This is a genomic window from Streptomyces sp. NPDC051217 (assembly GCF_044455465.1).
GTDB lineage: Bacteria > Actinomycetota > Actinomycetes > Streptomycetales > Streptomycetaceae > Streptomyces.
In genome coordinates this window covers 249945-267449 of record NZ_JBITEV010000012.1, presented here as the reverse complement: position 1 = coordinate 267449, position 17505 = coordinate 249945, and the positions used below count along the sequence as shown (strand labels likewise).

Genomic DNA, 17505 nt, shown 5'->3' with positions numbered 1-17505 from the left:
GCGGCGGGGGGCGTGGGCGGCCCCCCGGGGGCCCCCCCCCCCCCCCCGGGGGGGCCCCCCGGGGGGGGGGGGGCGCCCCCCCGGGGGGGGGGGGGGCCCCCCCCGCCCCAGGAACAGCGGCTGGGACCTGAGCGGGAGCACCACGGCCCGGGCAGCCCGCCCACCGCCGTCGGCGGATCCGGTGAGAACGGATCCGGGACGGACGGCGGGAGCGACGGCGGCAGGACCACGGGTGGACCGGTGGCCGAGCGGCGGCAGGTCAGCGTGGTGCTGGTGCGCACCGGATTCACCGGTGAGGCCGCCGCGCTCGGGGACGACCGGATCGCCCTGTCGCTGCACGACGCGGCCAGCGCTTTCTCCGAGGGAGTCGAGGAGTTCGGCGGTACGGTCGCAGGTTCGCTCGGATATGTGTCGGTCGCCCTGTTCGGGCTTCGCGCGGACCGGCCGACCGCCTCGCTGGACGCGCTGGCGGCGGCGTACGCCGTGCGCGACCGGCTGGGCCGGAGGCCCGGACCCACCTTCCACGCGGTCGTGATCGCGGGCTCGGCGCTGGTCTGCCACGACCCCGACGACCCGGCCGCGCCCGTCACCGTGGCCGGCCGGCTGCTCGACGACGCCCAGACCCTGCTTGCCGCCGTGCCGCCGGGCGAGGTGTACGTCAGTGGTGACGCGGCACGGGACTCCGAGCTACGGCCACGCCACCGACCGGTGGCGCAGCCGGGGGCGGACATCCCTCTGCCCCGCCCGCGCAGCCGGGCAGAGACGTATGAGAGGCCGTCCGCCCGGCGGCAGGAGCCGGTCGACCGCGAACTCGAACTCGCTATCGTCACCAGCCTGCTGGACCGCTCCCGCAGCCATGAGGCCCCGCATCTGATGACGATCGTCGGTGACGAGGGCGCGGGCAAGACATGGTTCCTGGAGGAGTTCGAACGCCGGGTCTCGCCGCGGTCCCCACAGGTGAGGGTGGTCCGGGTGGGCGCGGCGGAGGGTGTCGGCGACGCGCCCCGGCTGGCTCGGGACATCCTGACCGCCTGCTGTGGGCTGCCGCCCGGGTCGGGCGTGGACGGCCACTTCGCCGATGCCGTACGCGAGCTGGCCGGGAACGGGGCGGACGCCGAACGGAGGCTGCGGCAACTGCATCCGCTGATGGGCCCGGCCGCCATGGGCCCGAGCCACGAGGAGGTCCGCGAGAGCTGGATCGAGGTGGTGGCGCTCTCGGCGCGCCAACTTCCCCTGGTCCTCTGCCTGGACGACATCCACCGCTGCGAGGACTCGGTGCTGGACTGCGTCGAGAGGCTGGTCGCCACAGCCCGGCCCGCTCCGGTGTTCGTGGTCGCCTCCGCCCGGCCGGAGCTGATGGAACGGCGGCCGTTCTGGGGCAGCGGGCAGCGCCACGCAGGCACCCTGACGCTCGACCGGCTGCCGGAACGGGGCGAGGACCTGCTCTCGCGCTTCGCCGGTGGACAGGGGGGCGGCGAAGGGACGGTGTACGCGGCCCATTCCGCACGGCAGGCGATGAGATGGGACCGGGCATTCACCGGTCATGAACCGATCGTGGCCCGGCACGCGGAACGATGAGCGGCCAAGGGGGCGGCTGAGTAAGGGACTTGCTTCCCCGAAAGCGCCGATGACGACAGTCTCCCGCCGTTCCCCGGCCACCTGCCCGCCAGAAGCGCGGATGCGGCTTCGACCGTGCTCAGGGGGGCGGGGAGCCGGCGGCCCCGCCCGGCGCTGACGCGTCGCTGTGCCTCCGGGACCGCTGACACCCTCTCAGGTCATGGTCGACAGAGGAGAGTTGTCATGCCGGACCCGGAGGCCGGGAGCCCCATCGCGAGGCAACGAGTAGGCAAGGGGAGGGGCCGTGCCGTGCTGGGGGCGCGCTCCTTCGTGCCTGTGGGCACGCGGGCCCGGGACGGCCGGAGCCCGGTCCTACCGGCAGGCGGGACAGCCTTGACCGATCAGGCCTTGGGACCCGCCGAGCCCACGAAGCCTGCTTGTCACGGCAGCGCCACCACCTGGGCGGCGTGGGCCAGTCCAGCGCCGAAGCCGGCCAGCAGCGCAAGGTCGCCACTGGACAGCGTGCCCTGGGACAGCAGTTCGTCCATGGCCAGCGGTATGGACGCGGCCGACGTGTTGCCCGCGGTGACGACGTCTCTGGCGACGACGGTGTGCGGGGCGAGTCGAAGCGACGTCGCGGCGGCGTCGATAATGCGGGCGTTGGCCTGGTGGGGGATGAAGGCCGCGATGTCCGCGACCTCCAGCCCCGCCTTCTCCAGCGCCTGCCGGGACATCTCCGGTACGGCGCGGGTCGCCCAGCGGAACACCTCCGGGCCCGCCATCCGCAGCGTGGGCCACGGGCCGGCCGTGTCGCGGACGTCCAGCCACGTGCGGTCATGGGCGATCACGTGGTGCCGTTCGCCGTCGGAGCCCCAAACCACCGGTCCGATGCCGGGTGTGTCGGACGGGCCGACCACGACCGCGCCCGCGCCGTCACCGAACAGGAACGCGGTGCCGCGGTCGTCGGGATCGATGATGTCGCTCATCTTCTCCGAGCCGATCACCAGGACGGTACGGGCGTCGCCGGAGCGGACGAGGGAGTCGGCCAGGCCCAGCGCGTAACAGAAGCCCGAACACGCCGCACCGATGTCCAGGCTGCCGGCGGAGCGGGCGCCCAGCAGGTGGGCGACGCGCGGGGCGGCGGCCGGCGCCTGCTCAAGAAAGGACATGGTGGCCAGCAGCACCATGCCCACCTCGGCCGGGTCGGTACCGGCCTGGGCCATCGCCTTCCGGGCCGAGTCCACCGCCATGCTGACGACGCTCTCGCCGGGGCCGGCGATGCGCCGGGAGACAATGCCGGACCGCCGCCGGATCCACTCGTCGCTGGAGTCGATACGGGCGCAGATCTCGTCGTTGTCCACCACGCGCGTCGGTCGGTACGCGCCCACGCCGAGGATGCGGGATCCGGGACTGCGCTCAGGCACACGGAGCCCCATCACGCTTCACGTCCGGGGCCGGCGGCGTTCGCGGGGGCCGCCGCCGACACCGGCAGCCCGCCCTCCTCGTACAGCTTCTTGCACGCCCGGCGCTGGATCTTGCCGCTGGACGTTTTGGGCAGTGCCCCGCGGCGTACGACCAGGATTTCCTCGGCCGGCAGCCGGTGATCGTCGTGAACCGCCCGGCGCACACAGTCCCGCAGGGCTTCCACGCCCGTCGACTTCAGCACCCGGCCGTCGGCCTCGACCACCACGACCAGACGCTCGCGCGTACCGTCGTCGACGGAGAAGGCGGCGGTGGAGTTGGGGTGCAGGCCGGGCACGGACCGCTCCGCCGACAGCTCGATGTCCTGGGGGTAGTGGTTGCGGCCCTGGCGGATGATGACGTCCTTCACCCGTCCCGTGACATACAGATCGCTGTCGCTGAGGAAGCCGAGGTCGCCGGTACGCAGATACCCGGCCGCGTCGGACTCGCCGTCGACGCGGGCACGGAAGGTGTGCTCGCTCTCCTCAGGACGGCCCAGGTAACCGCCGGCCACGCACGGGCCGCTGACCCAGATCTCGCCGACCCGGCCGGGCGGGCAGGCCCGCCGGGAGCGCGGATCCACGATCCGTACGCGAGTGCCTGAGACCGTGGTGCCGCTGCTGACCAACGGGAGCGAGTTCTCGGCGGTCTCACCGGTGATCTCCACGGTGCCCTCGCGGAGCGCCTCGGCGGACAGCCACAGAACAGCCGGCTCCCGGTCCGGACCGTCACCGGTCGCCTTGAGTGTGTTCTCGGCGAGCCCGTAACCCGGGCACATGGCACGAGGACGGAAACCGTGCCGTGCGAAGGCATCGGTGAAGGATTGGACGGTCCCCCACCGGACCGGCTCGGCGCCGTTGGCAGCCACGCGCCAGCGGGACAGGTCACCGACAGCCTCCGTTTTGCCCTCCGCGGCAGCGCGCACACACAGTTCGTAGGCGAAGCTGGGCGCCGCGGAGTGGGTGCCGCCGAATCGGGAGATGGCCTCCAGCCAGCGGGCCGGGCGGCGGATGAAGGAGTCGGGGGCCATGAGGTACGAGGGGATGCCCGCCCACAGCGGCATGACCACGCCGAACAGCATGCCCATGTCATGGAAGAGCGGCAGCCAGTTCACCACGGTGCCGTCGGGCTCGCACGGCCAGAGTTCGTCGGTCTCGGCTACGTTCGCGAGGAAGTTGGCGTGGCTGACCAGGACGCCCTTGGGGTCGCCCGTGGAGCCGGATGTGTACTGGAGCAGTGCGATGTCCTGCGGGTCGGGGTCGGGGTCGGCCGGTGCCGGGGGCCGTACGACCGCCGCGCGTGTGAACTCCGGTGCGTCGGTGGCCAGCAGGGTGAGCCCCGCCAGTTCCGGCAGGCCGCCGAAGCGGTCGAGCATCTCGTCCCTGGTCTCCGCTGTGGTCAGGACGGTGGAGGTCCCGGCGTCGTCGGCTATCCGGCGCAGCCGGCGCAGACCTTCGCGGCGTCGCGGCACCTGGAGGGGGGCGCCGGCCACCCGCCCGTACATGCAGCCGAGCAGGGTCCGTATGAACTCCAGGCCCGAGGGGTACAGCAGGACGGCGCTCGTGCCGGACAGGCCGGTCGTGGCGAACACCGCGGCACGGGCGGTCGCGGTGTCGTGCAGTTCGCGGTAGGTCAGCGTGGACTGCGGTTCCTCGCCGTCGCGCAGGAAGACGTAGGCGGTCTCGTCGGGCTGCTTCTCGCTGCGCAGCCGCAGGGCGTCGGGAAGGGTGCGTACCTGGTCCGCGTGCGGACCGGGTGAGGCGGTCGTCACGGTGAGATCTCCTTGTCCGGCCCGGCGTCGGCTCCGGGCGGGGGCGGGGCGAATCCATCGCCCCCGTCGTCTGTTGGGGTATGCGGCAGGATCCCTGTCCAACGGTCCATGGCGCGTCCTTTCGCGGAATTCGGATCCGACGGCAATGCGGGCACCGTTTTTCTGCGGTCGGAACTACGCTACCCGCCCCCTGTCATGTGTTATTCATGCGCGCGGTCATATCCCGGTAACTGGGCGTCCTCGGCAGCTTGCGCAAGGTGGTGTGCGCGGTGTCGGCGGAATTTCTTACGAGATGTCGGGAGAGGCCGGCGGAAAAGGAAAGCCCCGCTGTCGGACGGGTTTCCGTCCGGCGGCGGGGCGTGGTCCCGCGGAGTGCTACGCGGCGTGCTCCTCGGCGGCCACCGGGCGGTCGACAGCGAGCCGCCACTTCCCTTCCTCGTCGCGGATCACCACGTCGGTGCAGGTGCCGCGCAGCTGCGTGGTGGCGCCGTCCGGGCCCGGGACGGTCATTTCGTAATCCACGATGAGCAGTGAGGTGTCACCGGTGGTGTAGGTCTGAAGCACCGTCGAGTTGATTTTCGGTCCGGTGGCCAGAAACTCCTTGAAGAACGCGGTGCGTTCCTCACCGGAAAGCGGGCCGCCGGAAATATTGGAAATCGCGTCCGGAGTGTACAGGGAATCGTACAGAGCCCCGTCGCCGGAATTGAAGATTCGAATGAGCAGGTCGTTCTGCTCGTCGGCGTCGTCGGGGACTTCCAGGACGATGGATTCGCTCATCACGGTATCGCTCCCAGGTGTGGGTTTCGGGTTCGTGGATTTTCGGTGCCGGGCGCCCGGCAGGTGCCGGGCGGCCGGCCCGGTCGTGCTCACAGCAGCGGCGTGTCGGGGTCCAGACCGACGATGACGCGCCCGTAGACCTCCATGTTCGAGCTGAGCAGGATCCAGCCGTGCAGGGCCAGGCCCTGGATGTCACGGTGGAAGCGCTGGAGCGGGACCTCGCGCTTGATCACGGACGCGCCGCTGGCGTTGAAAAGGATCTCCACGGCCTCCTTGGCGAGCTGCACCGCGTAGGCACTGTGGCCGCGCACCGCGGCCCGTTCTTCGAGGGTGGGTTCCTCGTTGGCGTCGGCGCGCTCCTGGAGAGTCCGGTACATGCCGGCTGCCAGCGCCTCGGCCGCCGCGATCTTGCTGGCGGCCGTCGCCACCTGGATCTGGGTGAGGGGGTGGTCACTCTGCTTGTCCCAGGGGGTGGAGCTGATGCCACGGTTCGGCAGCCGCTCGAGAAACAGGTCGTACGCGCCGCGCGCGATCCCGATGAACGTGGAGACGGACTGCGAGAACAGGAAGCTGTACAGGCTGTAGCCGCGGCCGGCGGGCAGCGCGGGGACTTCGGCGCCCGCGGCCGCGGCGGCCTCCGCCTCCGACGGAATGATCACCCGGTGCGCCGGTACGAAGACATCCTCGGCGGTCGCGGTCGAACTGCCCGTGGCGGCCAACGACGACGCGTTCCAGTCGTCGGTCAGGGTGAACTCGGAGACCGGCACCATCGCGACGGCGTCGTCCAGAGAGCCGTCGGGCCGCTCGACGAAGGCGAGCATCATGTTCCAGTCGGCGCCGTGGCAGCCGGAGTTGAACCCCCAGGTGCCGTTGAGCACATAGCCGCCCTCAACCGGGACGAGGGTGCCGGTCGGGCTGAAGCCGCCCGAGATCCGGGTGGAGGGGCTGGAGAAGATCTCCTTCTGGAGCTCTTCGGAGTAGAGAGTGACCATCCAGGCGCTGGACACCCAGACCATGGAGACCCAGCTGGAGGACGGGCAGCCGCGGGCGATCTCGGCAAGCACCCGTGACTGGTCCTCCAGGGAGAAGTCCAGGCCGCCGAAGCGACGCGGGGTGGCTATTCGGAACACTCCGGCCTTGTCCAGGAGGGCAATGTTCTCGTCGGGCAGCCAGCGTCGGTTCTCGGCCTCCTGTCCGTTTTCGCGGAGTTTGGGGGCTATACTCCGCACCGCTTCCAGTACTGAAGCGACATCGGTGCCAATGTTGGCCATCAAGGCTCCTCGAAACGTATCCATGGACGGAAAATCGAGCGGCCGGCGGCGATTCTGTGGATTATTTTTCCGGTGGCGAGCCGACGCGCCGCGATAACTCCTTGAATTCTGGCAAAGGTTGTTCCCGGAGCGGTAACGGTTCGGGAACTCGGGATTCTGGCGCCGTCGATGACGTTCTTGTTACCCGGCCGTGGTGGTGCGGTGACCGGTCGCCCCGGGCCCGGCCCGGACGCCGTCTCCCGAGGTCGGGAGGGTGGAGCACGGCCCGATACGGCGTCAACCGGGCTCCTGCGTCCGGGCATTGACAAGTGGGCTCGCAGGCGCGAGACCGGGTGGTCTGCCACGTCACCGGCCCGCCGGTCCGCCATGAGAATTTTTGAGTACTTACCTGAAAGTAGGTACTTACCTGAAAGCGCCCTCCTGATACGGTCGGATCATCTTGGCAAAGATTCTCCCGAAGGAGCCTGGTGTCCCATCTGTAAGTGACTCGCCTGTAGTGACCGGCTGCGTCTCTTCTGTTGCCCTCGGTATTCGCCCGCTGAGCAGTTTCCGCCGACTTCCTCCCCACTTCGGCGGAGGGGCGGGAAGTGTCACAGGAAGTTCCATGTCACGGGAAGTTCCATCGAAATCCGTTGAACAGTCATGACCATGGGGAGAGCTATGCAATTCCGGATCCTGGGACCGATCGAATCGTTGAACAACGGTCAGCGGATGACGCTGGGCGGCACCAAGCAGAGAGCGACGCTCGGCTATCTGCTGCTGAGTGCCAACCGTGTCGTCGCGACCAGTCAGCTTCTCGATGCCTTATGGCCCGTGGACGACGCCCCCACCTCGGCGCGCAAGATCCTCCAGAACGCCATATGGGGGCTGCGGCGTGTCCTCGTACCGCGGCACGGTGCCGCAGGCCCCGCCGTAGTGACCCAGCCCCCGGGATACCGGCTCACCGTCGACCCCGACGACGTCGATCTGTACCGCTTCCAGCGGCTGGTGGACGCGGGGCGGGCGAGGCTCGCCGAGGGGGAGTCCGAGCCGGCGGCGCTGCTGCTCCGAGAGGCCCTGGATCTCTGGCGCGGGCCGGTACTGGCGGACCTGGCCGAGACGGGCATCGCCTGGCCCGAGCTGGCCGCGGTGGAGAACACCCGGCTGGACGTGATGGAGGACTACTTCGAGGCGGAACTCGCGTGCGGACGTCACAGCGCGGTGCTCGGCAGCCTCCAGACCATGGCCGAGGACACGGCGCTGCGGGAGCGGTCGTGCGGGCAGCTCATGCTCGCCCTGTACAGAAGCGGCAGACAGGTCGACGCCCTGAACGTCTACGGTCGCGCCCGCCGGGCGCTGGTGGACGAACTGGGCCTTGAGCCGGGCCGCGAGCTCCAGATGCTCCTCCAGGCGATCCTGGCCCAGGACGCGTCGCTGAACCTGCCCGAGACGCTGACCGTCAGCACCGCGCCGCTGGGGCCGCCGTCCTCGGACCCGGACGTTGTCGTGGACCTCGCGCGCGCCGATGCACCCGTACGGGCGGAGGGTGCGGCTCGGTCCGACGCGGAGGCGGACCGCGCCGTGTCCGTGCCCGTGGCGGACCGGCCGGAGACGGCGGACGGAGCCGGGCGGACGGCCGCGGTCGAGGCGGAGCGGCGCGCCGTCCCCGCGTACCCGGCCGCCGGACCGGTCCAGCGACGACAGGTCAGCGTGCTCCTGGTGGGCGCCCAACTCGTGGCGGAGACACACGCCGGGTCGGCGGAACCTGTATACGACAACGATGTCGACGAGCTGTTCGAGCGTGTGTCGCGCTGTGTCCAGGAATGCGTCGAGCGTTTGGGCGGCACCGTCACGGCTTCCATCGGCTCGGTCTCCATGGTGGTGTTCGACTCGGGCGACGAGGGCTGGGGCGACGCCGGGTGCGCGGTGCTCGCCGCGCTGGCCGTCCGCGACGGCCTCGACGGCCTGATCGAGCCGGGGGCCCGGCCCGGGAGTGCGGGACCCGCCCTGTTGTCCTTCCGCGCGGCGGTAGCCACGGGCGAGGCCGCGATGCGGTACAGCGACGCCGGGGAGAGCGGGGGCACGCCGACGATCCGCGGCGCGCTGCTCGATCGCTGCCACTCCCTGCTGTCTCGTGCCGAGGCCGGTCGGATTCAGGTCTGCGGCAGCACGCGTGAGCGCACCCGGGCGGTGATCGAGTATTCCCCGGACGGCATGGGGGAGGGCTCCGTGCTCGGTATCCGCGCCGGCGTCATGAACATCGAGGCGATGCCCACGATGGAGCGCGAGTTCGAGTTCGGTCTCCTCTCCGAACTGCTTGAGCGGGCCCGGCACCGGGCGGCCCCGCACCTGGTCACGGTGCTGGGCGAGGCGGGCAGCGGCAAGACCCGCTTCATCGCCGAATTCGGCAAGGTGATCGAGGAGCAGGCATATCTGGCCAGGTTCTCCGTCGGCCCGGTGTCCTCGTCGGAAGGAGACGGCGTCTCCGCCGTCCAAGTGGCGGTCCTGTCGGCCCTGTGCGGGATACCGCCGGGCGGCAGCCGTCAGGAAGCGCTGGCCGAGCTCGAACCCACAATGCGCGGGCTGGTGGGCGAGGACCGTGTACGCGGGGTGCTGGACTATCTGATCCCGTTGCTCGACGGGTCCGCGCCGGCGGACGGTCCGGTGGACCAGGAGGCGAGACTGATCGCCTGGTTGTGCTTCCTCAGGCAGACCGTGCTCGACAGGCCGCTGGTACTGGTCATCGACGACCTCCACCGGGCCGACGACGCGCTGCTCGATTTCGTCAGCGGACTGGCGGACCGGCCGGGGGTGCCTCTGCTCGTGGTGGCCGCCGCCCGCCCGGAGCTGCTCCGGCGACGCGCGGACTGGGGTGGGGGCAAGGGGCATTTCACCTCGATGACCCTTCAGCCGCTGTCGGACGCCGCGGTCGACCAGCTCGTCGACTTCGCGGCGGCCCCTGCCGCGCCCACCAGCCCACGGCGCTCAGGCCCTGGGCCCCTGGCCGGAGTCGAGGGGCCGCCCGACGAGAACCACCGGCGGTTCGTCGTCCGTGCGCTCCTGTCCATGCGCGCCCCCGGGCCGTGGCCCGACGCCGCGCAGGCCCGGGGGAGCGTCACCGACTGCCCCGTCGCGTGCGCGTGCCGGGAGACCGCGGGCGGTCAGACCTTGCTGGGCAGGTGTTCCCGGCCCCAGACGCCCAGTGGTTCGAGCGCTTCGTTGAGTGCGACACCCCGCGACGTCAGGGAGTACTCCACGCGAACCTGTGTCGCCTCATAGATCTCGCGGTGCACGATCCCGTCCGCTTCCAGTTCCCGCAGATGCTGGATCAGGACCTTCTCGCTGACGTCCGGGATCGCCCGCTTCAATTCGCCGAAACGGCGGCACTGCTCTGAGAGCGCCCAGAGGATGACGACCTTCCACTTACCGCTGATGATTTCCATCGCGGAATCCAGTCCGCAGTGTGTCGGCCTGATCCTTACACTCAAGATTGCACCCCGAAATTCCTGGCAGGAAATTTCTTTTTTACCTGACCGTTACGCTGCGATGGTAATGGATAACGGTCGCACGGTGCAATACGGTTATCGGTCGACCGGACGGATGTCATCCGTCCGGTCGACCGGGTGTCACTCTACAGGGGCGGGTCCGAAGAATGCCTGTTCGTCCCGGTCCCTGAGCTTGGCGCAGACATCACGCAAAGCCTTTTCGAGATCGGCGATCTCGCTCTCCGCCAGGTGGACCGACGGCTGGAACCGGAGGGTGTTGACCGCACTCGCGGTCGGAAAGGTGCGGATGCGGTGAGCGCGCAGCAGATATCCGGAGATGAAATATCCGAGCATGTCCGACCGGGTCGGGTCACCGGAGCGGGAGTCCGCCGTGTCCGGCAGGCCGCGAAACTCCAGCCCCAGCATCAAACCCTTTCCGCGTACCTCCTTCAGGATGTCCGGATAGTCGTCGATGAGGGAGCGGAACAGCCCGGTGAGCCGCTCCCCCCGCTCCACGGCCTGCCGGTACGCCTGTCCGCCGTGGGCCTCCAGGATGTCGAGCACCGTGAGCGTCACCGCGAGGGAGAGGCCGTCCTTCGCGAACGTCGAGGTGTGGATGAGGCCGAACTCCCGCCGGAACCGACTGGCGCGCACCAGCGTGACGGCGGTCTTGGCGACACCCCCGCCCAGCCCCTTGGCCAGGGTGTAGTAGTCGGCCCGCAGCCCGATCAGGGAGCTGGCGAAGAACGCGCCCGTCCGGCCCATGCCGCTCTGGATCTCGTCGACCACGATCGGGCAGTCGATTGCCGCGCACGCCCGCTGGATCCCGCGTGCCTGCTCCTCGGTGACCACCCTGATGCCGCCCTCGCCCTGGATCACCTCCATGAAGAGGGCCGTGAGCAGCGAGAAGTCCCGTTCCACCACTCGTATCCGGCCGTCCTCGACGCGGAGGTCGAGAAGCACGGCCCGCTCCTCCTCGGCGATCTTGGCGATGGCCTCCGGCTGGTCGACGGGGATGAACCGGGCCTGCGCGGCCAAGGCCGTGAACGGTCCGCGATGGGCCGGGTTGTGGGTCAGCTGGACACTGCCCACCAGCTTGCCGTGGAACGAGCCCTCCAGGCAGAGGAAGACCGGCGGCAGGGCCGCCGCCGCGGCGTTGGCGGCGTCGACCCGGGCGGCCAGTGCCTCGAAGCCGCCGGCCGTGTCGTCCGGCAGTGCCGCCGCGCCGGACCGGACCGCCACGCGTGCCTCGTCGAGGTGGCCGGCGATCTCCGCGAGCAGTGCCCGCAGGTTCAGTCCCCGGTCGAACTCCGCCTGCTTGAGCGCGACTTCGATCGATTCGGCGCCGCTGTTGGAATACACCGCGTAATAGGGCTCCGTGGTGCCGGTCTCCCGACGGATGATCTCGTTCAGTCGCGCGGTGACCCGGTCCGCCGCCGGCTGGCGGGAGATCTGTGCGAGTACGGGGCGCTGGTCCCGCAGGAACGACTGGGCGGTGGCGACCACGTCCGGGTGGTTGTGGCCGAGGACGAGGGCCCCGTAGCCGCCCGCGTAGTCGATGACGGGCACTTCCTTCCCGGCCTCGTCGAGGAAGTAGAGGGTGTTGCCCTGGCCGCGCACGTACTCGACGTCGATGCCCAGCAGCGACTGGAATTCCTGCATGGCGGGGTCGGTGAGCTCGGATTGTGGTGACGGGGAATTCATACCGGTCCTGTCCGTGTCATTTGTGCGAGGGCGGCTGACAAAGGGCGCGGGCGGAAGGAAAGGCCTTCCTGCCATGCCGTAACGGCTACGCCGTGAATTTACGGGCGCTTTCCCGGTGGGCGGTCACGCGCCGGTAAGTGGGGTCTTCCATGAGGCCGGTTGACGGTGCGTTACCTGGGGGTGGGCGGGCCCGCCGGTATTGCTGGATACCGTGGCGACGGCCCGGCCTCGACCGGGGCGTGAATGGCCGGACGCCGCTCCCCGGTGAGCGGGAACGGGCGGCGTGCACTGACACGGGAAGGATGACATGCGCTCTTCGCTGCGTGAGGTGATGTCCCGGTTCGCGACCGGAGTGATCGTGGTGACCGTGGGGGGTGAGCACGTCCACGGCATGACGGCCAATGCGTTCAATTCGGTCTCGCTCGATCCGCCGCAGATTCTCTGCTGTGTGTCCCACAGTGCTGTGATGCACGACGCGATCCTTGCGGCCGGCAGCTTCGCGGTGTCTGTCATGGGAGCGGAGCAGGAGGAGATCGCCCGGTATTTCGCCGACAAGAAACGGCCGCTCGGACCGGCTCAATTCGCCGCGCTCGACTGGCGGCGCGGCCCGCTTTCCGGGGCGCCGCTTATTTCTGGAGCGCTCGGCTGGCTGGAGTGCCGAACAGTCCAGACCCATGATTCCGGCGACCATACGATATTCATCGGCTCGGTCCTGGCGGCGCAGCCCGGCGAAAATGGACCGGGACTTCTTTTCCATAAAGGCGCCTTCCGCTCGTCCGACGGCACCGGGCAGGTGCCCGGCCAGGTGCGCACTTTGCGGTAAGTACTTGAGGTGCATTCGTTCCTCGGGATACTTTGAGAAAGAACCGCTTAGGAAAAGGCCGCCCTATGGGTGGTCTCCCGAGCATGGGCATGCCCATATATGAACCGTTTTTTTGCTCAGAGGAGTGTGATCGTGATGACCGGAGAGAACCGCGCGCCCGTGACTGTGATCGGTCTGGGAATGATGGGGGTGGCGCTGGCAGGTGCCTTCCTCAACGCCGGCCATCCGACGACGGTGTGGAACCGTACGCCGGGCAAGGGCGACGCGCTTGTGGAGAAGGGCGCGGTGCGCGCCGGAAGCGTTGCCGACGCCGTGGCCGCGAGCGATCTCGTGGTGGTCTGCGTGGTCGACTACGAGTCCATGCACGCCATTCTGGACCCGGTGGGCGACGCCCTCGCCGGCAAGGTGATCGTCAACCTCACGTCCGGCATCCCCGAGGACGCCCGCGAAGCGGCCGAGTGGACTCGCGGGATCGGCGCGGACTACCTCGACGGCTACATCATGACGGTTCCGCCGGCCGTGGGCCTGCCGGAGACGTTGCTGTTCTACGGTGGCTCACAGGAGACGTTCGAGGCGCACCAGGAGACGCTGAAGGTTCTCGGCGGCAACAGCGTCTACCTCGGCGCCGACGCGGGCATCGCGTCGCTGTACGACTTCGCTCTCCTCGGCATCCTGTGGTCCACCCTTACCAGTGCCCTGCACGCCTTCGCCCTGGTCGGCACTGAGAAGGTGCCGGCGTCGGCGCTGCTTCCGTTCGCCGAGGCATGGATCACCCACGTGATCGTGCCCACCATCCAAGGATCGGCTCAGCAGATCGACGCCGGTGAGTTCGGCACCGACATCTCCACCGTCGGGCTGAACGCGATGGGCCTGGTCAAGATGATCAAGGTCAGCGAGGCGCAGGGTATCCGCCCCGATCTGATGGTGCCGATCAAGGACTTCCTGGCGAAGCGCGTCGCGGACGGCCACGACGCCGACGCACTCGCGAGCCTGATCGAAGTCATCCGCAACCCCGAGTAGGACCGTGTCCCGCGTGCTGAGGCCGCGCGGGCGTTCGCAGCGTAAAGGCGAGAACCGGCCGCCGGTGAGTCCGGCGGCCGGTTCTCGGTCCCGCGTGCCGCCATGCCGTCAGCGCGGCAGCGGAAGGGTTGTCAGGCCCTGGCGCCGGCCGCGCGAGTGGCTGTCTGCTCTGCGGCGGCGATACCGGACTCGATGGCACCGTCTATGTAACCGCTCCAGCCAGTCGCGATGTCGCTGGTGGCGAACGCGATCTTGCCGTGCGGCTGCTGGACGGTCCGGTACGGCCCGGTGAGCATGCCCGGGGTACGCATGGACCAGCCGCCGAGCGCGTACGGGTCCGAGCCCCAGTTCTGGACCTTGGTGGACAGAACCTTGATCCCCGGAACCAACTGTCGGAGCGTGCTCTGCACCGTGGCGAGGTTCGTGGCGTCGAACGACGGAGTCGTGCTGAAGGCCAGCAACAGCTGGCTGCCGTCGGGGAATTGACCCTCGGACACGATCGGGCACATGGGGAAGCCCTCCGCCGGCTGGGAGACGAAGGCGCCGGCGCTGTTGTCCGTGACGCGTATGAAGAACTTCTTCACGTTGGGCGCGCCGATACCCGTACTGGACACGCTGGTGTACTCGGCCGGCAGGGCGGGCGAGAAGGCGATGGTCTTCCAGACGTTGACGGGTACGGCCATGATCACCCGCGGTGCGGTGTAGGTCGTGCCCGACTTGGTCGTGACGGTGACGCTCCCGCCCGCCTCCGTGATCCTGGTGACCGGGGTGTTGAGCCGCAGATCGGCTCCCGAGTCGTTCAGCATGGCCTGGAGCAGGGCCACCGTGCCGCCCTGCAGACCGTAGGTGTTGATGCCCTGGTAACCCTCGTACGTGTAACCGGACATGGCCCAGATCTGGGACAGCATCGTGTACGCGCCGCGCGTGCTGGAGCCGCCCGACAGGCCGCCCGTGGTTCCGCTGATCAGCTTTTCCTCCGCGGAGGTCAGCCGAAGCTGGTCGAGACGGGCACGCAGGGACAGCTTGTCGGCGTCCCTGAGCAGGGCCTCGCGGTCGAACGGGTCGAACGGATTCGGGAAGAGGTTCTGGGCTTCCTCGAAGAACCGTGTGAACACGGGCTTGATACGGGCGACGGCGTCCGCCGGCGGCACGACCGCGAACCCGCTGTCGGTGGGCAGGATGAAGTTGTCGAGACCGCCCTCGGGAGCGACGGTGGCTATGTTGTAACGCTTGGCCTCCGCCCACACATTGGGCTGCTTCGCGTCCACCGCCGCGCCGCCGAGCTCGACGGGGTGCCCGGCGAACTCGGAGGTCCAGGTCCGGCCTCCGACGCGGTTGCGGGCCTCCAGGATCAGGGACCGCAGCCCCTTCTCCTTCAGCTCGCGGGCGGCCGTGACACCGGCGAATCCGGCGCCCACGATGATCACGTCGTACGAGGCGGCGGCCGGGCCGGTGGCGTCAGCCGTGGCGGCCCGCGCGGCGGTGGTGCCCAGACCGGTCGCGGAGGCGGCCAGCACGGCCGCGCCGGTGCTCTTCAGGACCGCACGGCGGGACGCCGCGATGTGGCGTGCGTCCGTTGTCTTGTTCTTCACTGTTCCCTCGTTCTGGAGTTGATCGGTTCGTTGATGTGTGTGTGGGGGGAAGGGAGAAGGTCAAAGGAGGGCCGGAGCGGCTCAGAGGAAATGGGTGTCCGGGTCCAGGCCGAGCAGCAGCCGGCCATGCAGTTCCAGGTTGGTGTTGGGCGTCATCATTCCGTGGCGGGTGAGCCCTTCCACGTCCCGGTAGAACCGCTGGAAGTGCTGTTCACGAGAGAGTGAGGAGGCTCCGCTGACCTCGTGGAGCGCCTCGACGGCCTCCTTCACCAACTGCGTGGCGAAGCCGCCCTGTCCGCGCACGGTCACGCTGTCCTCGACGGACGGGTGCAGGCCCGCGTCCGCCCGATCCTGCAGGAGACGGACGTAGGAGACCGACAGGACCTCCGCCGCGGTGATCCTGTTCGCCGCGGTGGCGACCTTGATCTGTGTCAGCGGATGCTCCCGCTGTTCCGTCCAGTTGGTGTAGGCGATGGCCTTGCCGGGCAGCCGCTCGGTGAAGGTGTCGTACGCGCCCTTGGCGGCGCCGACGAATACCGCGACGGACAGGGCGACGACGAAGGTGATCAGCCCGTAGCCGCGGCCGGCCGCGCCGGAGCGGGCCTCACCGGTGCCGGCGACCAGCTGCTCGACCCCGGCCACGCGCCGCGCGGGCACGAACACGTCCCGCGCCGAGGTGGTGAAACTGCCGGTGCCTATCGCCGCCGAGACGCGCCAGTCGTCCGCGACCAGGAACTGGTCCATCGGCACCAGCGCGTACACCTGTTCCGTCGTGCCGTCGGGATGCGCCACGACACCCGCGACCAGATTCCAGTCGGCGCCCTTGCAGCCGGTGTTGAAGCCCCAGCTGCCGTTCAGCGTGTAACCGCCGTCGGTGGGCGTGAACGCCCCGGTCGGGGCCAGCCCGCCGGAGACCCGTACCGACCCGGTGGAGAAGATCTCCTTCTGCACCTCGTCCGGGTACAGCGACGCTATCCAGGCGCCCTGGATCCAGGCCGAGGCGACCCAGCCCGTGGCGGAACAGCCGCGGGCCGTCTCCGTCACCGCTGTGAACTGGTCGGCCAGGGAGGCTTCCAGCCCGCCGAAACGACGAGGAACGCTCAACCGGAAAACACCGGCCTTTTCGAGCAGTTCGATGTTTTCGTCCGGAATCATCCGCCGGTCCTCGGCCTGTACGCCGTTCTCTCGGAGTCTGGGAATGACGGCTGTTACGGCGTCCAGGACGGCCGCTGTCGCGGCATCGGACTCGGTCATTGTTCGTCTCCCTGGGTGTTCGGGTGGCCATGGGATTTCCGCTGGCCCGTGGTGGTTCGAAGGAGTTCGGATCAGGGATCGGGTGAATTCTGACGGCGCCCCAGTCATCGCCCGGTAATAGGCCGGTGTGCGCGGCCGATTACCGGGCGATGACCGTCTGGTTGACGGCGGCGGTCGCGTTCGCCGGGCGGTGGAGAGCGGTGCGGAGAGGGAGCGCGCGCGGCGGAAGCGGCGCCGGCGTCAGCTGGGATCGCCGTACGGGTTGTCGATGGCGAATCGCCACTCGCCGTCCGCGCCTCGCCGCAGCACGTCGATACCCACGCCCTCGAGGTGCTCCGGTTCGCCGTCCTCGTCGGCCGGGATGTCGATGAACCAGTCCACCACCAGCAGTGCGGCGGTGCTCGTCACGTGCGACTCGCGGATCGTCGCGGTCATCTTCGGCTTCCGTGCCATGGATTCCGCGAGCGCGGCTTTCCGGGCCTCGCCCGTGAGCGGCTGGCCCGGCTCCCAGACCGAGACGGCGTCGTCGGCGTACATCGCGTTGATCCTGTCGAGATCGCCCGAGTTGAACACCTCCACATAGCGATTGCCATGGTCCTCGGCCGAGCTGACGAGTTCCGAGCTGCTGGTTGAAATGGCCATGGAATGTACTCCGTTTCCCTCGGTGTTTTGCGGACTCCTGCTCCGGGCCCCGCTTTTATGCGCCGCCGTTCGCATGGAAAATCAGCCGGTGGTACGTGCGGCGAAGTTACCGGGACCTGCTCCACCGCCCTCTCATCGGCGGGCAATGTTCTGATCACCTTCGGTCTGC

General features: G+C 69.3%; 13 protein-coding genes. 4 read left to right on the top strand and 9 right to left on the bottom strand.

The genetic code is table 11. The annotated features are described in order from the left end of the window. Positions 1 to 240: 240 nt before the first annotated feature. Complete coding sequence (locus ACIBBB_RS25830) at positions 241 to 1578, top strand: AAA family ATPase (protein WP_398985898.1); 1338 nt, start codon at positions 241 to 243, stop codon at positions 1576 to 1578. 419 nt (positions 1579 to 1997) lie between these two features. Here the strand turns inward: ACIBBB_RS25830 and ACIBBB_RS25825 are convergent, their stop codons facing one another. The 4 genes from ACIBBB_RS25825 to ACIBBB_RS25810 form a co-directional block, all read right to left on the bottom strand. Beyond that, positions 1998 to 2996: a beta-ketoacyl-ACP synthase III gene (locus ACIBBB_RS25825; protein WP_398985896.1), complete on the bottom strand. Its 999-nt coding sequence runs from the start codon at positions 2994 to 2996 to the stop codon at positions 1998 to 2000. Continuing rightward, positions 2993 to 4789, bottom strand: a complete 1797-nt coding sequence (locus tag ACIBBB_RS25820; protein ID WP_398985894.1) for a fatty acyl-AMP ligase — start codon at positions 4787 to 4789, stop codon at positions 2993 to 2995. Before ACIBBB_RS25820 ends, ACIBBB_RS25825 begins: the two co-directional genes overlap by 4 nt. A gap of 375 nt (positions 4790 to 5164) precedes the next feature. Next, entirely contained in the window at positions 5165 to 5566 is a 402-nt protein-coding gene (locus tag ACIBBB_RS25815) for a YybH family protein (protein WP_398985892.1), read from the bottom strand. A gap of 89 nt (positions 5567 to 5655) precedes the next feature. Further along, a complete protein-coding gene (locus tag ACIBBB_RS25810; RefSeq protein ID WP_398985890.1) occupies positions 5656 to 6837 on the bottom strand; it encodes an acyl-CoA dehydrogenase family protein in 1182 nt (393 codons plus the stop codon). Between the two features lie 660 nt (positions 6838 to 7497). Here ACIBBB_RS25810 and ACIBBB_RS25805 point away from each other — a divergent pair. Further along, positions 7498 to 10095 carry a BTAD domain-containing putative transcriptional regulator gene (locus tag ACIBBB_RS25805; protein WP_398985888.1) on the top strand — a complete coding sequence of 866 codons (2598 nt, stop codon included), beginning with the start codon at positions 7498 to 7500 and terminating at the stop codon, positions 10093 to 10095. Here ACIBBB_RS25805 and ACIBBB_RS25800 read toward each other — a convergent pair. After that, a complete protein-coding gene (locus tag ACIBBB_RS25800) occupies positions 9978 to 10259 on the bottom strand; it encodes a winged helix-turn-helix transcriptional regulator (protein ID WP_398985886.1) in 282 nt (93 codons plus the stop codon). The two genes, ACIBBB_RS25805 and ACIBBB_RS25800, sit on opposite strands and share 118 nt — an antisense overlap. A gap of 183 nt (positions 10260 to 10442) precedes the next feature. Next, a complete protein-coding gene (locus tag ACIBBB_RS25795) occupies positions 10443 to 11963 on the bottom strand; it encodes an aspartate aminotransferase family protein (RefSeq protein WP_398985884.1) in 1521 nt (506 codons plus the stop codon). A 349-nt stretch (positions 11964 to 12312) separates the two neighbouring features. On the opposite strand from ACIBBB_RS25795, the gene ACIBBB_RS25790 reads away from it, so the two are divergent. Further along, entirely contained in the window at positions 12313 to 12828 is a 516-nt protein-coding gene (locus ACIBBB_RS25790) for a flavin reductase family protein (RefSeq protein WP_398985882.1), read from the top strand. A 135-nt stretch (positions 12829 to 12963) separates the two neighbouring features. Further along, on the top strand, positions 12964 to 13848 hold the full coding sequence (locus ACIBBB_RS25785) for an NAD(P)-dependent oxidoreductase (RefSeq protein WP_398985880.1): 885 nt from the start codon (positions 12964 to 12966) through the stop codon (positions 13846 to 13848). Positions 13849 to 13979: 131 nt separating this feature from the next. Here the strand turns inward: ACIBBB_RS25785 and ACIBBB_RS25780 are convergent, their stop codons facing one another. The 3 genes from ACIBBB_RS25780 to ACIBBB_RS25770 form a co-directional block, all read right to left on the bottom strand. Beyond that, entirely contained in the window at positions 13980 to 15440 is a 1461-nt protein-coding gene (locus ACIBBB_RS25780) for a flavin monoamine oxidase family protein (protein ID WP_398985878.1), read from the bottom strand. 81 nt (positions 15441 to 15521) lie between these two features. Further along, positions 15522 to 16694: an acyl-CoA dehydrogenase family protein gene (locus ACIBBB_RS25775; protein ID WP_398985876.1), complete on the bottom strand. Its 1173-nt coding sequence runs from the start codon at positions 16692 to 16694 to the stop codon at positions 15522 to 15524. A 240-nt stretch (positions 16695 to 16934) separates the two neighbouring features. Next, positions 16935 to 17336 carry a YybH family protein gene (locus tag ACIBBB_RS25770; RefSeq protein ID WP_398985874.1) on the bottom strand — a complete coding sequence of 134 codons (402 nt, stop codon included), beginning with the start codon at positions 17334 to 17336 and terminating at the stop codon, positions 16935 to 16937. Positions 17337 to 17505 lie beyond the last annotated feature (169 nt).

Excerpts from the sequence above, each read along its gene's own strand:
- ACIBBB_RS25810 (WP_398985890.1), bottom strand. The coding sequence starts at position 6,837 with ATGGCCAACATTGGCACCGATGTCGCTTCAGTACTGGAAGCGGTGCGG.
- ACIBBB_RS25785 (WP_398985880.1), top strand. The coding sequence starts at position 12,964 with ATGACCGGAGAGAACCGCGCGCCCGTGACTGTGATCGGTCTGGGAATG.
- ACIBBB_RS25800 (WP_398985886.1), bottom strand. The coding sequence starts at position 10,259 with ATGGAAATCATCAGCGGTAAGTGGAAGGTCGTCATCCTCTGGGCGCTC.
- ACIBBB_RS25770 (WP_398985874.1), bottom strand. The coding sequence starts at position 17,336 with ATGGCCATTTCAACCAGCAGCTCGGAACTCGTCAGCTCGGCCGAGGAC.
- ACIBBB_RS25815 (WP_398985892.1), bottom strand. The coding sequence starts at position 5,566 with ATGAGCGAATCCATCGTCCTGGAAGTCCCCGACGACGCCGACGAGCAG.
- ACIBBB_RS25805 (WP_398985888.1), top strand. The coding sequence starts at position 7,498 with ATGCAATTCCGGATCCTGGGACCGATCGAATCGTTGAACAACGGTCAG.
- ACIBBB_RS25790 (WP_398985882.1), top strand. The coding sequence starts at position 12,313 with ATGCGCTCTTCGCTGCGTGAGGTGATGTCCCGGTTCGCGACCGGAGTG.
- ACIBBB_RS25795 (WP_398985884.1), bottom strand. The coding sequence starts at position 11,963 with ATGCAGGAATTCCAGTCGCTGCTGGGCATCGACGTCGAGTACGTGCGC.
- ACIBBB_RS25775 (WP_398985876.1), bottom strand. The coding sequence starts at position 16,694 with ATGACCGAGTCCGATGCCGCGACAGCGGCCGTCCTGGACGCCGTAACA.